The organism is Nesiotobacter zosterae (assembly GCF_033843645.1).
In the GTDB taxonomy this organism is placed as follows: domain Bacteria; phylum Pseudomonadota; class Alphaproteobacteria; order Rhizobiales; family Stappiaceae; genus Pseudovibrio; species Pseudovibrio zosterae.
The window spans coordinates 18,109-41,282 of sequence record NZ_JAWXVZ010000014.1 but is presented as its reverse complement, the minus strand read 5'-3'; the positions used below and the strand labels follow the sequence as shown (position 1 = coordinate 41,282).

Sequence of the window (23,174 nt, the reverse complement as noted above, 5' to 3'; positions counted from 1 at the left end):
TCTCTATCTCTCTGAAAAGACGAGGGAATAGTGCATGCACCGCAGCATGGGGAGAGTATCTCGGTCATGCTCTGGCCAAAAAGTTTGTTGACCGTCTGCGTGGTTTCGCATAGACCCGTCGGTGGGACACCCCTCCCCAACGAGGGGCGCCTATCTGAGAGGGTAGTTAAATGGCGAATATTGAAATGCCGGTTACAAAGCCGGCAAACCCGAACTTTTCTTCGGGCCCTTGTGCGAAGCGTCCAGGCTGGACACCAGCTGCATTAAATGACGCGCCTTTGGGCCGTTCTCACCGAGCAAAAATTGGCAAGGCAAAGCTTGCGGAAGCGATTGCGCTTACCCGCGAAGTGCTTGGCGTGCCTGACGATTACCGCATTGGTATCGTTCCTGCGTCTGACACCGGCGCAGTCGAAATGGCCATGTGGTCCATGCTCGGCGCGCGTCCGGTTGACATGCTGGCGTGGGAGAGCTTTGGTTCGGGTTGGGTTACTGACGTAGTCAAGCAGTTGAAACTGGCGGATGCCCGCGTGATTGAAGCCCCCTACGGTGAGCTTCCTGATCTCGCACAGGTTAATCCGGCCCACGACATTGTCTTCACATGGAATGGCACAACCTCTGGCGTTCGCGTGGCGAATGCAGACTGGATCGCTGACGACCGTGAAGGCCTGGTGATTTGCGATGCAACTTCAGCCGCATTCGCACAGGAGCTGGATTACGCCAAGCTCGATGTGATCACGTATTCCTGGCAGAAAGTCATGGGTGGCGAAGGCGCTCATGGTATTCTCATTCTCTCTCCACGCGCTGTTGAGCGCCTGGAGACCTATACGCCGGCATGGCCGCTGCCGAAGATCTTCCGCATGACCAAAGGTGGAAAGCTCATTGAAGGGATCTTCAAGGGCGAAACCATCAACACACCCAGCATGCTCTGCGTCGAGGACTACATCGACACCCTGAAGTGGGGCAAGAGCGTTGGGGGTCTTGAGGGGCTGATCAAGCGCGCGGATGCCAATGCAAACGCGATTACTGCATGGGTAGAGAAGACCGATTGGGTCGACTTCCTTGCAGTGGACCCTGCAACCCGTTCCAATACCTCCGTCTGTCTGAAGATCGTAGATGCAGACGTAGCAGCTCTTGATGCTGCCGAACAGGCCGCCTTTGCTAAGGCGCTTGTTGCAGCTCTAGATGCTGAGGGCGTGGCTTATGACATTGGTGCTTATCGTGATGCACCGTCGGGCCTGCGCATCTGGTGTGGTGCCACTGTTGAGACCTCGAATGTTGAGGCCTTGCTACCGTGGCTGGATTGGGCGTTTGCCGTTGAAAAGGCGAAGCTGACAGCTGCCCGCTAACAAAAGCGGCTGCTGCCTTTCTTGAGATTTTTTGAATAGAGAATGAGCATTCCGGCGCGTTGGGGCGCCGGACCCTGCTTCCTGCGCAAAAGGAACGTGTCATGGCTCCTAAGGTACTGATTTCTGATAAGCTTTCTCCTGCCGCTGTTGAGATCTTCAAAGAACGCGGCTGTGAAGTGGACTTCCTGCCTGACGTTGGCAAGGATAAGGAAAAACTGGCTGAGATCATCGGCCAGTATGACGGTCTTGCAATTCGCTCTGCGACGAAAGTGACAGAGAAGATCCTTGCCGCTGCCGACAACCTGAAAGTGATCGGCCGTGCCGGTATCGGTGTTGATAACGTTGATATTCCGGCCGCAACGACCAAGGGTGTGATCGTGATGAACACGCCTTTCGGCAATGCCATCACAACGGCAGAACATGCAGTTGCAATGATGTTCGCCGTCGCCCGCCAGCTTCCTGCCGCAGACACTTCCACACAGGCTGGCAAGTGGGAAAAATCCAAGTTCATGGGTACTGAGATTACCTCAAAGACCCTTGGCCTGATTGGGTGCGGAAACATTGGCTCCATCGTTGCCGACCGTGCCATTGGCCTGAAGATGCGTGTTGTTGCGTTCGACCCGTTCCTGTCTGATGAGCGTGCGCAGGACATTGGCGTGGAAAAGGTGGATCTTGATACACTTCTTGCCCGTGCAGATTTCATTACCTTGCACACCCCGCTGACCGACAAGACGCGCAATATCATTGATGCGGCTGCCATCGAGAAGATGAAGAAGGGTGCCTACCTCATCAACTGTGCCCGTGGTGGTCTGGTGGATGAAGTTGCCCTGCGTGCAGGCCTTGATTCCGGCAAGATTGGCGGCGCTGCCGTTGATGTGTTCGTTGAAGAGCCTGCCAAGGAAAACCCGCTGTTTGGCGCGCCAAACGTTGTTTGTACGCCGCACCTTGGGGCCTCCACTACCGAGGCGCAGGAGAATGTTGCGCTGCAAGTGGCGGAGCAGATGGCTGACTATCTGGTGAAGGGTGCCGTATCAAACGCGCTCAACATGCCATCCATCACCGCAGAAGAAGCGCCTAAACTGACACCGTTCGTCAAGCTGGCCGAGCTGCTGGGTTCCTTTGCCGGACAGGCCACTGAAACAGGCATCAAGGGCATTCGCATCGAGTATGAGGGCGAGGTTGCTGAGATGAACGTGAAGGCCATGACGGCCGCTGCGGTTACCGGCGTTCTTCAGCCGCTGCTGCAGACCGTGAACATGGTTTCTGCGCCGGTCATGGCGCGCGAGCGTGGCATCACCATCGAAGACATTCGCCGCGAACAGCACGGTGTTTATGAGAACTACATTCGCCTGACGATTATCACAGAACGTCAGGAGCGCTCTGTCGCCGGTACTGTTTTCTCCGATGGCAAGCCACGTATCATTCAGATCAAGGGCATCAACATGGAAGCCGAACTGGGTGAAAACATGCTCTACGTCACCAATGATGACAAGCCAGGCTTTATCGGCCAGCTCGGTTCCATTCTCGGTGAGGCGGGCGTCAACATCGCAACTTTCAACCTGGGCCGTAAGGCTGAGGGCGAAGAGGCGATCTGTCTTGTTGAAGTGGATGGCCAGATTCCAGCGGACGCTCTGGAAAAAATCGCAGCCATTGGCCAGGTCAACCAGGTCAAGCAGCTGCACTTTTAAAAACAACTAGAGCAGCGTCACCTTCCTCCCAGGGAAGAAGCGGGTCTCCATTGAGGCCCGCTTTTTTGCATTTTACCTCAGGCTTGCCCGCAGGCGCGTGAACGCTCGCCCATCCATGATGAGTAGAGCCAAAGCGATCAGTGCGATGCCCAACCACTGGTTCGCTTCCAGACGCTCATGCAGAAAGACAGCGCCCAGCATGATGGCGCTTACTGGCACAAGGAAGGTGACCAGTGCGGCGTTGGTTGCGCCTGCCCGCTGCAAGATGCGGAAGTACAGAAGATAGGCCAATGCTGTAGAAACGACGGCGAGCATGACAACGGCTGCCCAAGTGTTAATCGGCACAGTGGCCAGCTCGCTGCTGGAGGTAGTCATGAGAATGACCGGGAGCAGGATGATCGTCGACCCAGTCAACTGGCCTGTGGCGATCGAAAGGGGTGGCAGTGCCTTGAGCCGCTTGGCCATTGTCGCCGCAAACGCGTAGGACAACGCTGCGCCAAGGCACGCGATTTGGGGCAGAATGCGGTAGGTGTCTCCAAGGAGGGCGTCGGCACCCAGCATGACTGCAACGCCGCAGATGCCCACGAAACCTGCCAGTATCTTTGCCCCGCTCAACCTTTCATCCTGCGTCATCTGATGAGCGACCAGCATCGTGAAGATGGGGGTGAAGGCGTTCAGAACGGACGCAAGACCTGATGCAATGTGTTGTTGGCCCCAAAACAGCAGCGAAAAGGGAATCACGTTGTTGATCAGCCCCAGCGCCAAAAACTTCAATGGCCATGAACCGTGAAGGGGTAGGCGTTTTCCAAGAATGAGCAAAACGGCCCACAGGGTGCACGCCGCGATGAAGACCCGAAAGAACACCAGGGTGAGTGGCGGCAGGAACGCGACAGCAATCTTAGCAAGAAAGAATGAGCCGCCCCACAAGAGCGACAGACACAGCAGCATGGCCAATGCGATCAGGTCCAGTTTCGGCGCTTGGGTCATGCGATCTCCAGTCTTTTGCCGCGAAATTGAATTGGTCGTTGTCACACCACTAAGAGAGATCAAGGAAACAAACCAATCCGATTTGCGAGTGGCTCAAAGCCTGTTCCTTGAAGAAAACGCAATAAGCCGCAGGGAAGCTTGGGAAAAGAAGCACGTAAAAGACTCGTCAGACGCGTTTGATGGGGCTATAAGACCAAGGAAATGCCCCGGGCTTTCGTCCGGGGTTTCTTATGTGTGATATCTGTTTGCACGCCTGAGCAAACTTTGAAGTGGAAGGGCCGCTACAAGGTCCAGCCAACCGCCGCCGTAGGAGGGCGAAAAATCCATGGCCAATGTTGTAGTTGTCGGCTCCCAGTGGGGTGACGAAGGTAAGGGCAAGATCGTTGACTGGCTGTCTGAGCAAGCTGATGTCATCGTGCGTTTTCAGGGCGGCCACAACGCTGGCCACACACTTGTAATTGACGGTGTGAGCTACAAGCTTTCTCTGCTTCCTTCCGGCGTTGTGCGCGGCAAGCTTTCTGTCATTGGCAATGGCGTGGTGGTTGATCCGCATGCGCTGGTTTCCGAGATTGACCGTCTGAAGGAACAGGGCGTTGAGATCACTCCTGAAATCCTCCGCGTGGCGGACAATGCAACGCTGATCCTGTCCATTCACCGCGAGCTGGATGCGCTTCGTGAGAATGCAGCTTCTGAAGAAAACCGCATTGGCACCACCAAGCGTGGCATTGGCCCTGCTTATGAAGACAAGGTGGGCCGCCGCGCTGTTCGCGTAATGGATCTGGCAAACCTTGAAACTCTTCCAGGCAAGATCGACCGCATGCTGGTGCACCACAATGCGCTTCTGCGTGGTCTTGGCGAGCCGGAAATCTCCGCCGATGCAATCTACGAAGAACTGGCAAGTGTTGCTGACAAGATCCTGCCATTCATGGAACGTAGCTGGCAGCTGCTGGACAATGCGCGCCGCGAAGGCAAGCGTATCTTGTTTGAAGGCGCACAGGGCGCGCTGCTGGACAATGATCACGGAACCTATCCATTCGTGACGTCCTCCAACACCGTTGCGGGTCAGGCTGCCACTGGCTGTGGCCTTGGTCCGAACTCTGTCGATTACGTTTTGGGCATCACCAAAGCTTACACAACCCGCGTGGGTGAAGGGCCGTTCCCAACCGAACAGCAGAACGAAGTGGGTGAGTTCCTTGGCACCCGCGGTCACGAGTTCGGTGTGGTGACTGGTCGTAAACGCCGCTGTGGCTGGTTCGATGCCGTTATCGTCCGTCAAACCGTTTGCACTAGTGGCATCAGCGGGATTGCGCTCACCAAGCTGGACGTTTTAGATGGTCTTGATGAAATCAAGATTTGCGTTGGCTATGAGTTGGATGGCGAGCGTATTGACTATTTGCCTGCTTCTCAGGGAGCACAGGCGCGGGTTGTGCCGATCTATGAAACGCTGCCAGGTTGGAAAGAAACCACCAAGGGCGCACGTAGTTGGGCCGATTTGCCTGCTCAAGCTGTGAAGTACGTACGACATGTTGAGGAATTGATTGGTGCACCTGTTGCATTGCTCTCGACGAGCCCTGAAAGAGATGACACAATTCTCGTTCAGAATCCTTTTCAAGACTAAGCCGTTAGCAGAGTAACTCTGGGGGGCTAAAGACGGATAGATGGCGGACTATTACTCCGTTTTAAAGAAGACAATTAACGGTCTTCAGGAAAACACTGGCTCAGCGCGGCGCGGTGTGTATCAACGTGCTCGCTCAGCTATTGTAAAACAGCTGCAGAACTATGATCCGCCACTGACCCCTTCGCAAATTACCGAGGAACAGCTCAAGCTCGAAGAAGCAATTCGGAAAGTGGAAGCTGAGGCCGCCCGTGCCTCCCTCGGTCTGGGGAGTGCACCTGCCCAGCCCGCAAAGCAACCAACTGCCGCGCCCGGTGGCGCGTCAGGCGGGGCGCATGCTGGCGTAGCGGGGCCTGCAACTTCGCAGCCTGCACAAAGGCCGCCCGCGCCACCGCAGACAGCTCAGGCACCGGTTCCTCCGACACAACCTCAAAGACCACCTGCTTCGACTTCCCCTTACGCCGCAGAACACGCCACCCAGACAACGGGTGCCGCTGGTGCAAGCGGAGGGGCTGCCGAGGCAAACAATGGTCCTGCGGAACCAGATGTTTTCAAGCAGGCCGTAAAAGCTGCTTCTGATCTGGGTGCGGCTGCGCATCAGGCAAGCCAGAAAGCGCGAGATCAGCTACCTGGCGCAAACGATGCCAAACGCGAGCCGGATTTGGGTGATGTGCCTCCGGCGGAGGTGCAGCCTGCCGTTTCGAGCGCTTACCGGCCGAAGCCCCGTGAGGAAGATGTTTGGGTGCCCGGCGAAGCGCGCAAGCAAGCCCTTGCGGAAGAGGCCAAGGACGACGCAGAAGCACCTGAATTGGCCAAGCGTCCCCGCGGCAAGCAAAGGGCTGCAAAGGCATCCAGCGCGCTTGCGGGCGATGCTGGTTTGTCGGAGGAGGGACTGCGGCCCTCACGTATGCCGCAGGTAATTGGCATCTTTATTGTTCTGGCCCTTCTGGGGGCTGGTGGTTACGCGCTGTACTCCCAAAAAGATGACCTGATGACGCTCATCGAGCCAACGGTCACTGATGGGGGATCTGACTCGGCCCAACCAGCGCCTGCCGAAGAGCCGGAGGAACCTGCCTCCAACAAGAACACCGACCGTCTTCTCAATGATGACGGCTCTCAGGTCTCACCAGACGCGCGGGCTGTGTCGACGCAGCGAGTCACTTCCGTGAGCCGGGATGTTACCAATCCGGGCTCTGGTGCTGAGGCAACGCCGCCGCCAAGTCAACCAGTGACGCCACCAGACATTCCATCGCCAGATGAGGTGGATGCGGTACCGGTGACCACCAACTCTGTGCGCCCTGCAGAAAGCTTGACAGCTGAAGCCGAGCAAACAGCGGTTGCGCAACAGGGCATCCTTTATGAAGAAGCGGCCAATCCGGGCGAGTCAGGGACCGCGTCTCGGGGCAACGTCATGTGGTCGCTGGATCGGGGCGACAGCGCTGGCAGGATCGTCAAGGCTGTTGCGGTTATGCCAGATCGCAATGTGACCATTACCATGTCGATCAAGCCGAATGCAGACAACTCTTTGCCTGCAAGTCACTTGCTTGAGTTGAGATTCGATCTGCCACGAGACTTCGCCGGGCAGGGCATTGCCGAGGTGCCGGGCATTATCATGAAACCGACCGAGCAGGCCCGGGGCGAACCTCTGGCCGGTGCTGCGGTCAAGGTATCCGACAACTTCTTCTGGATCGCGCTTTCTGATGCCGAGGCTGATCGGGTGACGAACATGAAGCGTCTTGAAGAGCGTGAGTGGATCGACATTCCATTGCTCTACAACAACGGCAAGCGCGCCATTCTGACCTTTGAAAAAGGTGTTTCCGGCAATCGTGTGATTTCACAAGCGCTTGAAAGCTGGAACTAGCTCGCGAAAAATTATATTCTAAAACAAGGCGTTGGAGAGGTTCTCCAGCGCCTTTTTCTTTTTCTGCTGCGTATTTCGCTGCAGCTGCCCTTGAAAATGCCGGGGGAATCTATAGGTTCTTGCGTATCCGAGGGGTGCTCCTTGTTTGGAGCTGAGATGGTACTGCCGAACCCTTAGAACCTGATCCGGGTAATACCGGCGAAGGGACTGGAACCTGAGCCTCTTTATTCCCGGGTCTCCGTAGCTGACGTGCATGTAGGTGCACAGAAGGGAGATCCACATGATCCAATCTTGTAGCATTGCCAGTTGCTGTGGCCATGTCCGAACGCGTTGTTTCCGGGCAGTGGTTTCGCATCGCGGTGCCACATCTTGCGCGAGGACGCGCTGATGTGGCTGGTGTCCAGAGCCTTGCGTATCCTCGCGGGTATCGCGGTTTTTGTTGCATTTTGGGAAGCGGTGGTTCGGGTTTTTGCCCTGCCATCCTTCATGCTGCCATCTCCTATAGCTGTGTATGAAGCATTCACTCAGCAGTGGTCGTTTCTGCTGTACCACGCGTCGATCACCGCAGGTGAAACGGTACTCGGTTTCATCTTCGGTGTTTCAGCGGGCGTTCTGCTGGCGTTGATCATGAGTTCCTCAGAGATCATGCGCCGGTTTCTGTTGCCTCCCATCACCGCAACGCAGTCTTTGCCTGTGTTCGCCATCGCGCCGCTTTTGGTGCTGTGGTTTGGTTTTGGGCTCGCGTCAAAAGTGGTCATGGCAGTTATTGTCATTTTCTTCTCGGTTACATCCACGTTCCATGACGGCTTGCGGCGAACTGATCCGGCTCTGCTGGATTTGGGGCGGCTCTACCGCCTGAACAGGTGGCAGCGTTTGCGATACATCCGCATTCCCGCTGCGCTACCAGCTCTGGCGTCCGGTATCCGTATTGCCGCCGTCTTTGCGCCCATTGGCGCAGTGGTGGGGGAGTGGGTTGGAGCCAAGGGAGGCCTTGCCTTCATCATGCTCCAGTCCAACGCGCGCATGCAAACAGACACCATGTTCGCAGCGCTCATCCTACTTGCCATCATGGTTCTTATCCTGCGCGGTCTCGTCGAGCTGGCGGTCGTGCGCCTTATTCCCTGGCAACAGGAAAAAACTTGAGAAAGGCTCTGCCCATGAAGCGTTTCATCGCTTTGTTCATTGCCGCCATGCTGGCGGGTAGTATTCAGGTGCAAGCGAAGGAAAAGCTCACCGTCTTGATGGACTGGTTCGCCAACCCGGACCATGCTCCCTTGGCTGTGGCGCAAACCCGCGGCTTCTTCGAGGCGCATGGTCTGGAAGTGGAGTTGATTGAACCCGCTGATCCAGCCATGCCACCCAAGCTGGTTGCTGCGGGTCAGGGGGACATCGCCATCTCTTATCAGCCTGTTCTGCATGCACAGATCGACGAGGGCATGCCGCTGTCGCGTATCGGGACGTTGGTGGCAACACCGCTCAACACCTTGATTGTGTTGAAGGATGGCCCCATCAAGACACTTGAAGACCTCAAGGGCAAGCGGGTTGGCTACTCCGTTTCCGGCTTTGAAGACGCAATGCTTGGCGCCATGCTGAAGCAGGCTGGGTTGACCATCGAAGACATCGAGTTGATCAACGTGAACTTCTCCTTGTCTCCAAGTCTTCTGGCCGGACAGGTGGATGCCATCATTGGGGGATATCGGAATTTCGAGCTGAACCAGCTTGAAATCAAAGGGTCTGCCGGTCTCGCCTTCTATCCGGAGGAGAACGGAGTTCCGGCCTATGACGAGTTGATCCTCGTCGCGCACAAGGACAAGGTGGATGACCCGCGCTATGCCAAATTCATGGCCGCGCTGGAAGATGCAACCGTGTACCTGATCAATCACCCGCAGGATTCTTGGCAGGCATTTTTGGAGCTTTACCCAAATCTGGATGATGAGCTGAATCGCCGGGCTTGGGGCGATACGTTGCCGCGCTTTGCCAAACGTCCTGCAGCGCTGGATGAGGGGCGCTACGAACGCTTTGCCAACTTCATGCTGGAGGCTGGTTTGATCAAGACCGCGCCGCCGGTTGAAAGCTATACAGCGGTTATTCGCTAAAAGAAAAAGCCCCGGTCGCTCAGCGGTCCGGGGCTTCTTAACCTGGTTGTGTGCTGGAAGATTATCCAGCGAGCAGAGACTGTTGCTGCTCTTGAGCCTGTTGGGCAGATTGCATGACCGCCTTTTGAACTTTCTCAAAAGCCCGGACCTCAATCTGGCGCACGCGCTCGCGGCTGACCCCAAACTCCTCGGAGAGTTCTTCAAGCGTCAACGGCGATTCTGAGAGCCTGCGTGCCTCAAAGATACGGCGCTCACGGTCGTTGAGAACGCTCATGGCGTCTTTCAGCATGGAGCGGCGGGAATCGAGTTCTTCCTGCTCAGCCAGAATGCTCTCTTGGCTTTCGCCATCGTCCACCAGCCAATCCTGCCATTCGCCGGATTCGCCTTCCGTGGAACGCAGCGGCGCATTGAGAGAAGCATCCCCGCTCAAACGGCGGTTCATGTTCACAACCTCGTCCTCGTTCACGCCGAGGGTGGTTGCGATTTCTTTCACCTGATCCGGACGCAGATCGCCGTCTTCAAGCGCCTGAATCTTACCCTTGAGGCGGCGCAGGTTGAAGAACAACCGCTTTTGATTTGCGGTGGTGCCCATCTTTACGAGGGACCAGGTTCGCAGGATGTATTCTTGAATTGACGCCTTGATCCACCACATGGCGTAGGTGGCCAAGCGGAACCCTTTGTCTGGTTCAAAGCGTTTGACAGCCTGCATGAGGCCGACATTACCTTCGGAGATAACCTCGCCCAGAGGCAGGCCGTAGCCGCGGTATCCCATGGCGATTTTAGCCACGAGGCGCAGGTGAGAGTTCACGAGCCGTTCCGCAGCCTGAGCTTCGTCATGCTCCTTGTACCGCTTGGCGAGCATGTACTCTTCCTGCGGCTGAAGCATCGGGAACTTGCGAATTTCATCCATGTAGCGGCTGAGGCCGCCTTCACCTGAAGAGATTACTGGCAGATTACGGGCCATTTATGCACCCCTTTCCGTTACAAGCTATGTTTCCCGTGCCCTATCGGCACTTGACGGGCAAACACTCACTGGCGCCTCCATTGTGAGCACGCCAGACGCATTGATATGGGGGCATTATGGCCTATTCGCTACCTCTTTGTGGAGAAATTTTGTTTTATGCATCCCTAAGAAGTGAGAGGAGTGTTTGAAAATCTTCTGGTAGTGGAGATTCAAAGGCCTTTACTTCGCCTGTTCTTGGATGTTCGAAGACAAGCAGGCCAGCATGCAGGGCCTGACGAGAAAACTCTCCCAAGGCTGAGCGGGCGGGCTCGTCAAAGCGTTTGTGCCGGGTTTTGAAACCGGCACCGTAGTCCATGTCGCCAATGAGCGGGTGTCCAAGGTGCGCCATATGAACGCGGATTTGGTGCGTTCGTCCTGTCTCCAAGCGGCATTCCATAAGGCTTGCAAGGGGCTCGCTGTCCTTTGGGCCGAAGCGTTCCTTGACTTGCCAATGGGTGATGGCTGTGCGACCAGCCGTCTTGACCACGGCGATCTTCTGGCGGTTGGCGAGCGAGCGTGCAAGGTTGGCGTCCACAGTGCCTGCCAATGCAGAAGGGGCTCCCCAAACGAGTGCCACATATGCGCGCTCCAGCGGGCCAGTGCGGCCATGGTCTGCAAACTGGGCTGCAAGTCCCTGATGGGCCATATCATTCTTGGCGACCACCAGAACGCCGCTGGTGTCCTTGTCGAGGCGGTGGACGATGCCGGGGCGCTTTACGCCGCCAATGCCGGAAAGGCTGTCGCCGCAGTGGTAGAGCAGCGCGTTCACCAATGTGCCATCAGGATTGCCCGCTCCGGGGTGAACAACAAGTCCTGCAGGCTTGTTTATCACGATCACATCCTCATCTTCATAGAGAATGTCCAGCGGGATGTTTTCGGGCTGTGGTTCGGCTGCTTCTGGTTCAGGAACTTCAACGCAGAGCACGTCTCCTTCGTTGACCCTGTGTTTGGGCTCCACTATTTTGCGATCGCCGACATGAACATGTCCGGCGCGAATGAGAGCCTGCAGTCGATTTCGGCTGAAGTCGGATAGGTGTGCGGCCAATACGGCATCCAAACGTTTTCCCGCCTCCTGGGCTTCGACAGTGGTGAAGGCAATGCCGTCTTCGCCCGGTTCTACACTTGATTGGTTCGGCGAAAGGCCGTTTGGAGAATGATTGCTCATGCGTGATCCTGTTGATGACAGCGCAGATTTGACTAGTGACGAGGCTTTAGATCCTGCAGCTCAGCGGATCCAGCAAAAAATGCGGCGCCTGTTGATGGGGTCCAGCATGGTGATGCTGGTTGGCTTGGTCGCCGTATTCGCTGCCATTTTCTACAAGATATCCGAGGGCAGCAACGATGTCAGCGCCGATGCGCTGGCTGCGACAATTGCTTTGGGCCCGGAAGCCCGCGTGCTTTCGGCGCAAATGGTAGACGGCAAACTGATGCTGCTTGTAAATGAGGGCACCGCCCAAGCGCTTGTCTATGTGGATCCTGTGACGGGTAAAAATCTCGGCAGAACAGATTTTATGGCAAGATAGGTGGAAAAAGTCTAATTCATTGATGCAAGGGGGGTTGCCAAGCCGGAAGTTACCGATTAAATCCCCCTCATCGCACGGAGCGAAGCGCAGGCGCCCATCGTCTAGCGGTTAGGACGCCGCCCTTTCACGGCGGAAACAGGGGTTCGATTCCCCTTGGGCGTGCCATTCGCTTTTTCTCTGTGCCACGATCAGCAGGCAACTGCTGAGTAAGTGAGCGCCCATCGTCTAGCGGTTAGGACGCCGCCCTTTCACGGCGGAAACAGGGGTTCGATTCCCCTTGGGCGTGCCACTTCTCTTTTCTCCAAAAATTGAAAAGTTGAAACGGCACGCATCCGATGGATGTGAAACGGCTTGGTATTGCCGGAGTTTCGGTTCACTAAGCAAAGCCGCTGGCTGGTTAGAACCAGCGACCCTTCAGACCTGCGCCCAAGTGGCTTGGTTCCTTTTCCGACTTCTTTATCGTTCGCGGGATGCTGCCTTCTGTGCAGTCAGACTGGGTATTCACGAAAGCACTCAGTGATTCTTTCATGTCCTCCGTCAAGCGACGGTAGTCATCCACGGTTTCTTCATGCTGCTGCTGATACGCGATCATCTTTTCCTGGGCGGCCAATGCTTCTTTGCCCAGTGAAGTGAATACCGTCTGCTGATGCGTTTCAGGGATCTTTTCTGCTCTTTGCCCCATGATCAGGCCCTCCAACTCGGTACGCGGCAAAGCATCAGCGCAAGCTGATATTGCCCTTTCGTCGAATTACGCAAAGATCGTTTAATCTGTAGTCCCGATAGCGCGTATTAATAGTCCCGAGGGGTGCAGCGTGCAATAGCCAACATGGTCAGTATTGGTTATGCATTTGGTGCGGTTTAGTTGTTTATGGACTATTCTATTGAATTGACTAAGTAAGTCGTCTTGGTGGGCGCTTAACAAATGTTAACAGGGCGTTAATAAATGTTGGTTGCACGGCACAACTCCATATTAGATCTCGCGAGAAGTAATGGGCGGGTTGAAGTTGAAGATCTTGCCGAGCGTTTTTCGGTAAGCCCGCAGACGATCCGGAAGGATCTGAATGACCTGTGTGAGCAGGGGCTTTTGTCGCGTGTTCACGGCGGAGCGGTGCTGGCTTATGGCGTGGAGAATGTGGGCTATGCCACCCGCAAGGATCTGGCAGGTCGCGAGAAGGAGGCCATAGGGCGGGCCGCGGCCGAGCTGATCCCCAACGGGGCGTCCTTGTTCGTGAACATCGGCACCACCACAGAGGCCGTTGCGCGCGCGCTGGTGCAGCACTCGGGCCTCATGGTCATCACCAACAACCTCAATGTCGCCGTGACGCTCAGACCCTTCTCCGAGAATGAGGTGGTCATCGCTGGCGGTGTTGTGCGCTCTACCGATGGTGGGGTTGTGGGCGAGGCGGCTGTCGACTTTATCAACCAGTTCAAGGTGGACTATGCCGTGATTGGTACATCGGCGCTCGATGCCGATGGCGCGCTATTGGACTTTGACTACCGGGAAGTGAAGGTGGCGCAGGCGATTATTGCCAACGCCCGTCATGTAATCCTCGTGGCCGATACCAGCAAGTTCGATCGGTCAGCCCCGGTGCGCGTCGGGCACATGGAGCAGATCGACACCTTTGTTTGTGATCAGTTGGAAAACCCGCGCCTCAAGTCACTCATGAAGACCTGGAGTGTCCGTCTTATCGAGGCGATGGCGCAAGAAGCCACATAGAAACTGCTTCGCGGGGATCTGGATCAATGACGGCGGCAAGGTTGCCTAACTGTCTGTGCCTGTCCTACGAGCCTTTTCGATGCGCTGAGCAAGCTGAGGCTCTGTGCCTTCTGCTGCACCGGAAGTCTTGAGCGTGCCGATATCCTGCATGATGGCATCGAATTTTTGCGTCAGCTTGGGGTCTTTGGCGATCGCGGCAGCGGCCAGCTGGGCGGCCAGTTCCTTCAGCTCTTCGCGAAGGGCCTTGTAGCTGTCGGAGGCGGGCTTGGCGGTGGCCACGCCCTTGATTTGAGCGCTTAGTTCACTGATCTTGTTTTGCGCTTCGGTATATTTCTGCTGCAACTCTTTCAGCTCTTTCTGCGCTTTTGTTGTGCGCTGGCGGGCCGACTGTGGCTTGGCCTTAAGTTTCTTTTCCGCTTCTTCCAGCTTGGCTTGGAGCTCGTTGCGCTCCACCTCAAGTTTCTCATAGCTGGTCTTGAGGCGTGCGAAGGCTTCTCCCGCCTGTTCTGCGGCTTCCTCTGGAGAGTTGTCTACTACCTGAGGCGTGCTTTGAGCTGTCATTTCGGAAACTTCGCGCGAAATTTCTCGTGCAAGACGTTCCAGTGGATGGTTTGGGGAAACCGGTACGCGTTCGGTTGGCAGCGGCACGACCTCTGCGCCCATCTCCGGTAGCGCTTTCTTGGAGGCGGTGTTGGTCCCGGCTTCCTTCCTGGGCAGTTCGGTCACTTCGCCGGTTGGCGGTTCGATCTTCTCTGCCGGTTTTTCTGCCTCCGCCTCCTCAGCACTCCAAAGCCCCATGGTGAGGCGGTCTTTAAGGCCGCGCTTTTCAAGGCGTTTGGTGAGGGTGGCGACCTGATCTTGAAGTTTCAGGAGTTGGGCTTCCGCCCGATTGCGAGCGGCCCATTCTTCCGCATGCTTGCGCCCAACTTCTTCCAGCTTCACTTCCAGAATGCGTTGTTCTACAGCGTGCTGGGCGCGCAAATAGTCGCGCGCCATGCTCGCTTTTGCATAGCTTACAGGGTTGGAAGCTTCAATTGCCCGACGAGTAAGCCGGACCGCGCGGCCCCAGACGAGTGGGAGGGCTGCGAGGGCCAGCAGGCTGGCAGAGAGGAAGCCAAGGGCTATGTAAAGCGCAGTTTCAATCACCTGAATGCCTTAGATCTGATGGGGTCTGACATTGCGATCAATCCCCAGCATGCACCATCCCGGAGCGTTTCGCACCAGGAAGGTACATGATGCTCTCTAAAGTCCGCGTTAAAGCGGTTATATCAGAACGGGTTCCAAGTTGGCTTCCTAGTAAATTTTAGATAGCCCATATTGAGACCCAGCCGGGCGCCAACACCTGCCTTGACCGGCACGACATAGATGTTGTTGTTGGACAGGACCTGCATGCCGAAACCGCCAACCAGATAGGCTGAACCTTTGACGCCGACATAGCGACGATACATGGCGTCGATGGTTGGCAAATTGTACACCAGCATCATGGTGCGTGCGCCATCACCACCGAAGTCCCAGCCGATGGACGGACCTTGCCAGAAAATTGGATGAATGCCTGCGTTGCGTGTGAAAAGTTGACCTTCGCCGTAAGTTGCACCGGCAACAAAGGCGGCTGAACCTTCTTCGCCCAGAATGTATCCGTTCGGTTCGCCATACTTGTTGATGGCCTGTTCAACAACGGCTGCGAGACCTGAAGACACGCTGCCGAAGAACTTGTGGCCTGCGTCAACAATCTCATTCTGGCTGTATGTTGTGTCACCCTGCGCGCCAGGGGCCTGTTGTGCCTGTGCTGAGGCGTTCTGTGTCAGCGCAACCAGACCAATGACAGCAGCAGTCATGGTTACGGCATGCTTCATGCGCCCGAAAAGATGTTTCAGCATTCAGCAATCTCCTTGCATGGGATCCAAGTGGCTTTATTTGACAGAACTCCCTAGTGTGCCCACCACACACGGTTCTGACTTTGATGATTCGAAAACTAGGCGGAATTTATGGTAACTTCGCGAAGTTGCTCTACACGAATATACAGATTTCTTGTGTGTATCGTCCTTTCTGTGGCTTTTTCAGGCTTAGCTGCAGCCGATATTCGCTACGAGTACGCCATCTCCGGCTACGACCCTGTTGCTTTCCAAACCCGCTTCGAGCCCGTCAAAGGTATCGAAAAGCACCAGTTGGAGTGGGGTGGGCGCCTTTGGTTGTTCTCAAACATTGGCAACAAGAAAGCCTTTGAAGGTGCCCCCGAGGTTTACGCGCCGCAGTTTGCAGGTTGTGACCCCTATTCGCTGGCACAAGGCTTGCGGGCTCAGGGTAGTCCCCGTGTTTTTGCCTTGCACGAGCGGAGCCTCTACATCTTCAATAGTAAGTCTCATCGCTTCCTCTTCTTGTCCGCCCCTGAAAAACTTATAGAATTGGCTCAGGAGAATGCAGAAAGAGTTAATTGCGACGGTTTTCGTTAACCAAGATTCTTGGCAGGACGGGCCCGGCAATGTAACTCTTTAAGCTGCTAATCGAATCAACATTGCCGTTTTGTGCAAGCTAACGGGGCGTGTATGTCTGTCTTCAAAGAACTGTCTTCCATTGATCTGGCCGCATTGGTCGCCAGTCGTGTGTGTCACGACATCATCAGCCCGGTCGGGGCCATTACCAACGGTCTTGAGGTGCTGGATGAGGAAGGCAACGAGGACATGGCTGACTTCGCCATGGACTTGATCCGCAAGTCCGCGCGCCACGCTTCTGCCAAGCTTCAGTTCGCGCGTATCGCCTTTGGTGCAGCGGGTTCGGCTGGCTCAGAAATCGACCTTGGCGATGCTCAGTCGGTAGCTACAGGCTTCATGGAAAACGAAAAAGCTGATCTTGTCTGGGAAGTGGAACGTCTTCTGCTGCCCAAGAATAAAGTAAAGCTTTTGCTGAATTTGATCTTGATTGTTAACCAGTGCATACCGCGCGGCGGCACGATTACAGTCCAGATGGAAAACGGGGCCGAGGCACCCAAGTTCATCCTTACGGCCGAAGGCAAGAACGCCCGAATCCCCGCAATGATCAGCGAAGTGCTCGGCGGACAAGAGCCTGAACGCATTGATGCGCACACCGTGCAGCCGATTTACGCTGTTCTGCTTGCCGATGAGGCAGAAATGGCGGTTTCCCTAGAAACCGACGGGGAAAAAATTATGTGCATTGCGCAGCCGAACGCTGAAATATAGTTAGGCAAAATAGGCAGCCTTTCAACGTATGTTAACAGTTTGCGGCAAGACTCGGTCAGTATGAACAAGGTGAAGTACCCGCCTCGGGGCACGTATAGCGGGTACCCTTCTGAAACTGAGTGAGTGCAGGCCATGGACGATCTTCTCAGAGAGTTTCTCACTGAGACTTTTGAAAGTCTGGATGTTGTTGACGTCGAGCTGGTGAAGTTCGAACAGGAACCAAACAACGCTAAGATCCTCGACAACATCTTCAGACTGGTTCACACGATCAAGGGTACCTGCGGTTTCCTTGGTCTACCGCGATTGGAAGCAATCGCGCACGCCTCCGAGACCCTGATGGGTAAATTCCGGGACGGCGTGCCTGTGACCCCTGAATCTGTTTCCCTTGTTTTGAACTCCATCGACCGCATCAAGGAAATCCTTGGCGAGTTGGAGATGAGCAATGGTGTTGAGCCAGAGGGTGACGATCAGGACCTGATTAAGGAACTGGAGCGTCTTTCCTTGAGCGCCGACGCCGGCGAGTTGGGTGCAGATGCTGCCGAACCTGAAGAAGAAGCCGTTGCTGAAGGCGACGACGTTTATCAGGTTCTGGAACGCCCGCTGCGCCCGGGTGAAGTTTCCCTGGATGAGTTGGAACGCGCCTTCCGCGAGGCAGAAGTCGAAGTGGACATGCGCGTTGCCGTCAGCGATGACGACGAGGCGGAGCCTCAGGTCGAAGTGAAGGTCAAAGCCTCTGCCTCTGGCGAAGCGGCTTCGGGCGGGGCCTCTGTTGCCAAGGATCAGCCAGCCAAGAACAATGGCGGGCAGGGCGTTTCAAACCAGTCCATTCGCGTGGCTGTGGATACGCTTGAAGATCTGATGACCATGGTCTCCGAGTTGGTGCTGACCCGAAACCAGCTGCTGGAAATCGTTCGTCGTCATGAAGACAGCGAGTTCAAAGTTCCACTTCAGCGTCTGTCCAACGTGACTGCCGAGCTGCAGGAAGGCGTCATGAAGACGCGCATGCAGCCAATCGGCAACGCTTGGCAGAAACTGCCTCGAATTGTACGCGATCTTTCTCAGGAACTGTCGAAGCCGATCTCACTGGAGATGATTGGTGCCGACACCGAGTTGGACCGCCAGGTACTCGAGCTGATCAAGGATCCGCTCACGCACATGATCCGCAACTCGGCTGACCATGGTCTGGAAAGCCCCGCGGAACGTGTTGCTGCCGGTAAGCCTGAGAAGGGTGTGATCACACTCTCCGCTTATCATGAAGGCGGCCACATTCTTATTGAAGTCCGCGACGACGGTCGTGGTCTGAACCTTGCCAAGATCAAGCAGAAGGCTCTTGCGAACGGTATCACGACCGAGAGCGAGCTGGAGAAGATGTCGGATCAGCAGATCCAGAAGTTCATCTTCGCGGCAGGCTTCTCTACCGCATCCGCGGTGACCAACGTTTCCGGTCGCGGCGTGGGCATGGACGTTGTACGCAACAACGTTGAGATGATCGGTGGTTCCATCGACGTTCGCTCTCAGGAAGGGCGTGGATCGAGCTTCATCATCAAGATCCCGCTGACGCTGGCCATCGTTTCCACGCTTATCGTTGAGAGCCATGGCGATCGTTTTGCGATCCCGCAGCTCTCCGTGGTCGAGTTGGTTCGTGTTCAGTCGAACTCCGAACATCGTATAGAGCGCATCAAGGACCGTCCGGTTCTGCGCCTGCGCAACAAGCTGTTGCCGCTGGTTCCGCTGTCTCAGCTGCTCGGTTTCGAGAGTGAAGATCAGGAGCTGGACAAAGACAACGGTTTCATCGTTGTGATGCAAGTGGGCAGCCAGCGGTTTGGCGTTGTGGTTGATGGCGTCTTCCATACGGAAGAAATCGTGGTCAAGCCAATGTCTTCCATGCTCCGCAATCTGACCATGTTCTCCGGCAACACCATTCTTGGTGATGGTGCGGTGATCATGATCATTGACCCGAACGGTGTAGCTTCCGCCATGGCAAGCCACGCGTCTGGCGCGCTGGTGGAAGAGGTCGAAGAAAAGGCCGAAGAAATCAGCGAGAAGAAAGTGGACGGCGACGCACCAATCTCCATGCTGCTGTTCCGTGCCGGTTCTGCAGAGCCGAAAGCGGTTCCGCTGTCACTGGTTACGCGTCTGGAAGAGTTCGATGTTTCCAAGATCGAGCGCTCCAACGGCCGCGATCTGGTCCAGTACCGCGGAACGCTTATGCCGCTCGTTTACATCAACGAAAGTGCGCAGCATAAGAGTGAAGGCACACAGCCGATGCTGGTGTTCTCCGACTCCGGTCGCTCCATGGGTCTCGTGGTCGACGACATTGTCGACATCGTCGAAGATCGCATGAAGATCGAAGTTGTTTCCGAACGTGCGGGCATCCTCGGTTCCGCCATCATCAAGGAAAAGGCAACCGAGATCATCGATCTGGGGCACTACCTGCCGCTGGCCTTCGATGATTGGTTCATGCGCAAGGAAATGAGCAACCAGCCGACCGCGCGCAAGCTGCTGTTTGTGGATGACAGTGCGTTCTTCCGCAACATGCTTACGCCGGTTCTGAAGGCCGCTGGCTATGACGTGACCACATGCCCATCCGCTCAGGCCGCTTTCGAGCTGCTGGAAAAGGGTGAGGACTATGCGGCGATCGTCACGGACATCGAAATGCCTGAAATTAATGGCTACCAATTCTGTGAGAGCCTGCGTAGCGACACGCGCTTCCGTCATCTGCCGATCATCGCCTTGTCTGCGGTTGTGACTCCTCAGTCCATCCAGCAGGGCCGTGACGCTGGCTTCGATGACTACGTGGCCAAGTTCGACCGCCCGGGCCTCATCGCATCCCTCAAAGATGTGTTCACCAATGAAATGGGTGTGGCAGCATGAGCAACTTCGCAGGTTCCAATAACACTGAACTGCTGCACGCCAGCAGCGAGTACATCCAGTATGTAACGGTCGTGATTGGTGGGCAGCTGTTTGGTCTGCCCATCTCACAGGTCCACGATGTTTTCGTGCCTGAAAAGGTGACCCGCGTTCCGCTGTCTCCGCCAGAGGTGGAAGGCGTTTTGAACCTTCGTGGCCGCATCGTCACAGCCATCAACATGCGTCGCCGGCTTCACCTGCCGCCGCTGGATGAAGACCAGAGCATGATGGCCGTGGGTATTGAATACAAGAGTGAGTCTTATGGACTCGTGATCGACTCCGTTGGAGAGGTGCTCAACCTGCCGACACACGAGCGGGAAGACAACCCATCCAACCTCGATTGGCGCTGGGCAGAGATTTCAGGCGGGGTGCATCGTCTTGAAGGGCAGCTCATGGTGATTTTGGACGTTGACAGTCTGCTCACTACGTTGATCGAACCGAAGGCGGCTTAAACAGCTGCGCAGCGTGATAAAGAGAGATATTCGATGAAGCACTGTTTGGTTGTTGACGACTCCAGCGTCATCCGCAAAGTGGCCCGCCGCATCCTTGAGGATATGGATTTTTCCATCTCCGAAGCTGAGGATGGTCAGCAGGCACTGGATGCATGCAAGGAGTCTATGCCAGACGCAATTTTGCTGGACTGGAACATGCCGGTCATGGATGGTCTTGAGTTCCTCAACAAGCTTCGTGAAGAAGAGGGGGGCGATGTGCCGCTGGTGGTGTTCTGCACCACAGAAAACGACGTGGCTCACATCGCCAAGGCAATCCGGGCTGGTGCAAACGAATACATCATGAAGCCGTTTGACAGGGACATCATCGAGGCGAAATTCCAGGAAGTTGGGCTTATCTAATAACCACAAGAATGGGTCCAGAAAACTATGCCCGATCGTTTCAGCACTGCTGCTTCTAATACCCCATCCTCGGGTTCTGCTAAGGTCATGATCGTTGACGATTCCGTCGTCATTCGTGGCCTTTTCGGACGCTGGATTGATGAAGATCCCGAGTTAACGGTGGTCGCAACACATCGCAACGGTCAGTTGGCCGTTGATGATATCGAACGAACCGACCCCGACATCGTTGTGCTTGATGTTGAGATGCCCGTCATGGACGGGCTCACGGCTCTGCCTCTGCTCCTTGCAAAGAAGCGCGGGCTTGTTGTGATCATGGCTTCGACACTGACCCGCCGCAACGCGGAGGTCAGCCTCAAAGCCTTGTCGTTGGGGGCAACGGAATACGTTGCCAAGCCGGAATCCACCAGCCAGACCACCACGTCTCTGGAGTTTCGTCACGAGCTTTTGCAGAAGCTCCGTTCGCTTGGTGAGCAGGTCCGTCGCACTCGTAAGCCTGATGCTTCGGCTCCGGCTCCTGCACCGCGGCGCATGCGCGCCGAAACCAGTGCAGGGCAGGTCGCATCCAGCGGTCTTCGCGGCGGTACTTCCGACCGCATCGACACACGGAAGGAAATGCAGAAGGCCCGTGCGCAGGCCTCTGGTGCCAAGGAAGGCATCAACCTGCGTCCGTATTCTTCTGCAGTGCCGCGCATCTTGGCAGTGGGCAGCTCTACGGGCGGTCCGCAAGCTCTGCAAACCATGCTGAAGGCTGCTGGGGCAAGCCTGAAGAAGGTTCCGGTGGTGATCACGCAGCATATGCCGCGCACATTCACCACCATTCTGGCTGAGCACATCGGTCGCGCCACTGGACTACCGTCCAAGGAAGCGGCAGACGGTGAGGTTTTGCAGCCAGGGCATATCTATGTGGCACCAGGTGGCCTGCATATGCGCCTTGCAAAGGCGGATGGCCAGGTGGTCGCCAAACTTGATGATGGGGAGCCCATCAACTTTTGTAAGCCCGCCGTTGACCCTCTCTTTGAGAGTGTTGCGGAAATCTTCGGCGCAGCCAGCTTGGCTGTGGTGTTGACGGGTATGGGCTCTGACGGCGCGAAGGGCACTGAGTTCATCGCGCATAAGGGGGGCAGTGTCATTGCCCAGGACGAGGCAACGAGCGTTGTTTGGGGAATGCCTGGCGCAGCAGTCAAGACTGGAAGTTGCTCTTCCGTTTTGCCGCTGGATCAGATCGGCCCGAAAGTAATGCGTATCTTCGAAGGGACGGCGAGATGACACCTTCTGAGTATGAGTTTTTAAAGCAGTTTCTGAAGAGCCGCTCCGGTCTGGTGCTGTCTGACGAAAAGCAATATCTGGTCGAAAGCCGCCTGGTTCCTGTAACCCGGCGCACGGGCCACAAGAACCTGAGCGCCCTGATTGCTGATCTGGGGCCGCGTGGCAGCGAAGAGTTGAAGAACACGGTTGTGGAAGCCATGACGACCAACGAGTCGTTCTTCTTCCGGGATAAAACCCCGTTCGATCACTTCCGCAAGACCATGCTGCCTTCCATGCTCACCAACCGGGCTGGTTCAAAGCGGGTTCGTATCTGGTGTGCGGCAGCGTCCACCGGCCAGGAACCCTACTCCATCGGGATGTGTCTGCAGGAAGATCGCGGCAAGACCGGGGGCTTCCGGTTCGAGATCCTCGGCACGGACATTTCCTCCGAGGTCTTGGAAAAGGCTCGGATGGGCATCTACAGCCAGTTCGAAGTCCAGCGCGGTTTGCCAATCCAGATGCTGCTGAAGTTCTTCAGCCAGCAAGGTGAGTTGTGGCAGGTCGCACCGGAGCTACGGGCGATGGTGCAGTGGCGTAAACTGAACCTGTTGCAGAACTTCTCCCATCTGGGTGAGTTCGACATCATCTTCTGCCGAAACGTGTTGATCTATTTTGATCAGGATACCAAGCGCGACATTCTTCAGCGTCTTGCCAAGCAGATGCCGAGCGACGGTTTCCTCGTCTTGGGTGCCGCTGAGACTGTTGTCGGCCTCACTGACGCGTTCGAGCCGGTTCCGGACCACAGAGGCCTCTATCGGCCGCGCAAGTCCGCTACGACCACGCGAGCGCCTCTGGGAACGACATCGCCAGCGCAGCCTGCCAAGGGGCCGGTTGATCCGCTGAACAGCCCAGCTTTCCAGAAGCTGCGTGCTCTCAGGGGCTAACAAGCCTCACGAAAACAACAAACGAGAGGGTCGGCAAGCGCCGGCCCTTTTTGTTTTCACGATTACGTTACCGGCACATTGCCATCTCTATCTTGCTCTAGGTTAGGGGAGTGCGTGCTTGATTGCGCGCCTTGGTTGGCTTTCTGAGATGCGAAAACGCACCGAAAGCCTCCTGAGCCGAAATTCTTTTCCAA

21 protein-coding genes, 2 tRNA genes and 1 riboswitch are annotated in these 23,174 nt (G+C 56.0%); of the genes, 17 read left to right on the top strand and 6 right to left on the bottom strand.

The window, feature by feature from the left end:
- The first annotated feature begins 170 nt into the window (after positions 1-170).
- Together Q3Y58_RS17690 and serA are read left to right on the top strand one after the other, a co-directional pair.
- Positions 171-1,346, top strand: a complete 1,176-nt coding sequence (locus Q3Y58_RS17690; protein WP_319623167.1) for a phosphoserine transaminase — start codon at positions 171-173, stop codon at positions 1,344-1,346.
- 101 nt (positions 1,347-1,447) lie between these two features.
- The gene (serA, locus tag Q3Y58_RS17685) at positions 1,448-3,034 is read left to right on the top strand and encodes a phosphoglycerate dehydrogenase (protein ID WP_319623166.1); all 1,587 of its coding nucleotides are present in this window, start codon (positions 1,448-1,450) and stop codon (positions 3,032-3,034) included.
- 72 nt (positions 3,035-3,106) lie between these two features.
- Here serA and Q3Y58_RS17680 read toward each other — a convergent pair whose 3' ends face one another.
- Positions 3,107-4,021, bottom strand: coding sequence for a DMT family transporter (locus tag Q3Y58_RS17680; protein ID WP_319623165.1), 915 nt, complete (start codon positions 4,019-4,021; stop codon positions 3,107-3,109).
- 325 nt (positions 4,022-4,346) lie between these two features.
- On the opposite strand from Q3Y58_RS17680, the gene Q3Y58_RS17675 reads away from it, so the two are divergent.
- The 4 genes from Q3Y58_RS17675 to Q3Y58_RS17660 all read left to right on the top strand — a co-directional run bounded on the left by Q3Y58_RS17675 (position 4,347) and on the right by Q3Y58_RS17660 (position 9,593).
- On the top strand, positions 4,347-5,639 hold the full coding sequence (locus Q3Y58_RS17675) for an adenylosuccinate synthase (protein ID WP_274220080.1): 1,293 nt from the start codon (positions 4,347-4,349) through the stop codon (positions 5,637-5,639).
- Between the two features lie 40 nt (positions 5,640-5,679).
- A complete protein-coding gene (locus Q3Y58_RS17670; RefSeq protein ID WP_319623164.1) occupies positions 5,680-7,497 on the top strand; it encodes a hypothetical protein in 1,818 nt (605 codons plus the stop codon).
- 120 nt (positions 7,498-7,617) lie between these two features.
- Positions 7,618-7,722: riboswitch (TPP riboswitch) on the top strand.
- A gap of 162 nt (positions 7,723-7,884) precedes the next feature.
- Entirely contained in the window at positions 7,885-8,640 is a 756-nt protein-coding gene (locus Q3Y58_RS17665) for an ABC transporter permease (protein ID WP_319623196.1), read from the top strand.
- 14 nt (positions 8,641-8,654) lie between these two features.
- Entirely contained in the window at positions 8,655-9,593 is a 939-nt protein-coding gene (locus Q3Y58_RS17660; protein WP_274220082.1) for an ABC transporter substrate-binding protein, read from the top strand.
- A 61-nt stretch (positions 9,594-9,654) separates the two neighbouring features.
- Here the strand turns inward: Q3Y58_RS17660 and rpoH are convergent, their stop codons facing one another.
- Both rpoH and Q3Y58_RS17650 read right to left on the bottom strand, forming a co-directional pair.
- On the bottom strand, positions 9,655-10,557 hold the full coding sequence (gene rpoH, locus Q3Y58_RS17655) for an RNA polymerase sigma factor RpoH (RefSeq protein ID WP_274220083.1): 903 nt from the start codon (positions 10,555-10,557) through the stop codon (positions 9,655-9,657).
- 154 nt (positions 10,558-10,711) lie between these two features.
- A complete protein-coding gene (locus Q3Y58_RS17650) occupies positions 10,712-11,761 on the bottom strand; it encodes an RluA family pseudouridine synthase (RefSeq protein ID WP_319623163.1) in 1,050 nt (349 codons plus the stop codon).
- Here Q3Y58_RS17650 and Q3Y58_RS17645 point away from each other — a divergent pair.
- The 3 genes from Q3Y58_RS17645 (at position 11,760) to Q3Y58_RS17635 (ending at position 12,408) form a co-directional block, all read left to right on the top strand.
- Complete coding sequence (locus tag Q3Y58_RS17645; RefSeq protein ID WP_274220085.1) at positions 11,760-12,119, top strand: hypothetical protein; 360 nt, start codon at positions 11,760-11,762, stop codon at positions 12,117-12,119. The two genes, Q3Y58_RS17650 and Q3Y58_RS17645, sit on opposite strands and share 2 nt — an antisense overlap.
- Before the next feature lie 90 nt (positions 12,120-12,209).
- A tRNA-Glu gene (locus Q3Y58_RS17640) sits at positions 12,210-12,284 on the top strand.
- Positions 12,285-12,333: 49 nt separating this feature from the next.
- A tRNA-Glu gene (locus Q3Y58_RS17635) sits at positions 12,334-12,408 on the top strand.
- A 108-nt stretch (positions 12,409-12,516) separates the two neighbouring features.
- Here Q3Y58_RS17635 and Q3Y58_RS17630 read toward each other — a convergent pair.
- Positions 12,517-12,801, bottom strand: coding sequence for a hypothetical protein (locus Q3Y58_RS17630; protein ID WP_319623162.1), 285 nt, complete (start codon positions 12,799-12,801; stop codon positions 12,517-12,519).
- A 261-nt stretch (positions 12,802-13,062) separates the two neighbouring features.
- Between Q3Y58_RS17630 and Q3Y58_RS17625 the strand changes: the two genes are divergently transcribed.
- A complete protein-coding gene (locus Q3Y58_RS17625) occupies positions 13,063-13,836 on the top strand; it encodes a DeoR/GlpR family DNA-binding transcription regulator (RefSeq protein ID WP_274220087.1) in 774 nt (257 codons plus the stop codon).
- A gap of 45 nt (positions 13,837-13,881) precedes the next feature.
- Here the strand turns inward: Q3Y58_RS17625 and Q3Y58_RS17620 are convergent, their stop codons facing one another.
- Both Q3Y58_RS17620 and Q3Y58_RS17615 read right to left on the bottom strand, forming a co-directional pair.
- A complete protein-coding gene (locus Q3Y58_RS17620) occupies positions 13,882-14,982 on the bottom strand; it encodes a hypothetical protein (protein ID WP_319623161.1) in 1,101 nt (366 codons plus the stop codon).
- 122 nt (positions 14,983-15,104) lie between these two features.
- Positions 15,105-15,713 carry a DUF1134 domain-containing protein gene (locus Q3Y58_RS17615; RefSeq protein WP_274220089.1) on the bottom strand — a complete coding sequence of 203 codons (609 nt, stop codon included), beginning with the start codon at positions 15,711-15,713 and terminating at the stop codon, positions 15,105-15,107.
- Positions 15,714-15,866: 153 nt separating this feature from the next.
- Here Q3Y58_RS17615 and Q3Y58_RS17610 point away from each other — a divergent pair, with 153 nt between their 5' ends.
- From Q3Y58_RS17610 to Q3Y58_RS17580, 7 genes are all read left to right on the top strand, one after another.
- Positions 15,867-16,286 (top strand): YHS domain-containing (seleno)protein, encoded by a 420-nt coding sequence (locus Q3Y58_RS17610; protein ID WP_319623160.1) that lies wholly within the window; start codon positions 15,867-15,869, stop codon positions 16,284-16,286.
- 93 nt (positions 16,287-16,379) lie between these two features.
- A complete protein-coding gene (gene chpT / locus Q3Y58_RS17605) occupies positions 16,380-17,030 on the top strand; it encodes a histidine phosphotransferase ChpT (protein WP_274220091.1) in 651 nt (216 codons plus the stop codon).
- Positions 17,031-17,162: 132 nt separating this feature from the next.
- On the top strand, positions 17,163-19,904 hold the full coding sequence (locus Q3Y58_RS17600; protein WP_319623159.1) for a hybrid sensor histidine kinase/response regulator: 2,742 nt from the start codon (positions 17,163-17,165) through the stop codon (positions 19,902-19,904).
- Positions 19,901-20,392: a chemotaxis protein CheW gene (locus Q3Y58_RS17595; RefSeq protein WP_274220093.1), complete on the top strand. Its 492-nt coding sequence runs from the start codon at positions 19,901-19,903 to the stop codon at positions 20,390-20,392. Before Q3Y58_RS17600 ends, Q3Y58_RS17595 begins: the two co-directional genes overlap by 4 nt.
- A gap of 33 nt (positions 20,393-20,425) precedes the next feature.
- The gene (locus Q3Y58_RS17590; RefSeq protein ID WP_274220094.1) at positions 20,426-20,791 is read left to right on the top strand and encodes a response regulator; all 366 of its coding nucleotides are present in this window, start codon (positions 20,426-20,428) and stop codon (positions 20,789-20,791) included.
- Between the two features lie 27 nt (positions 20,792-20,818).
- Complete coding sequence (locus tag Q3Y58_RS17585) at positions 20,819-22,057, top strand: protein-glutamate methylesterase/protein-glutamine glutaminase (protein ID WP_319623158.1); 1,239 nt, start codon at positions 20,819-20,821, stop codon at positions 22,055-22,057.
- The gene (locus Q3Y58_RS17580; RefSeq protein WP_274220096.1) at positions 22,054-22,980 is read left to right on the top strand and encodes a CheR family methyltransferase; all 927 of its coding nucleotides are present in this window, start codon (positions 22,054-22,056) and stop codon (positions 22,978-22,980) included. The genes Q3Y58_RS17585 and Q3Y58_RS17580 overlap by 4 nt, the downstream gene beginning before the upstream one ends.
- Positions 22,981-23,174: the final 194 nt, after the last annotated feature.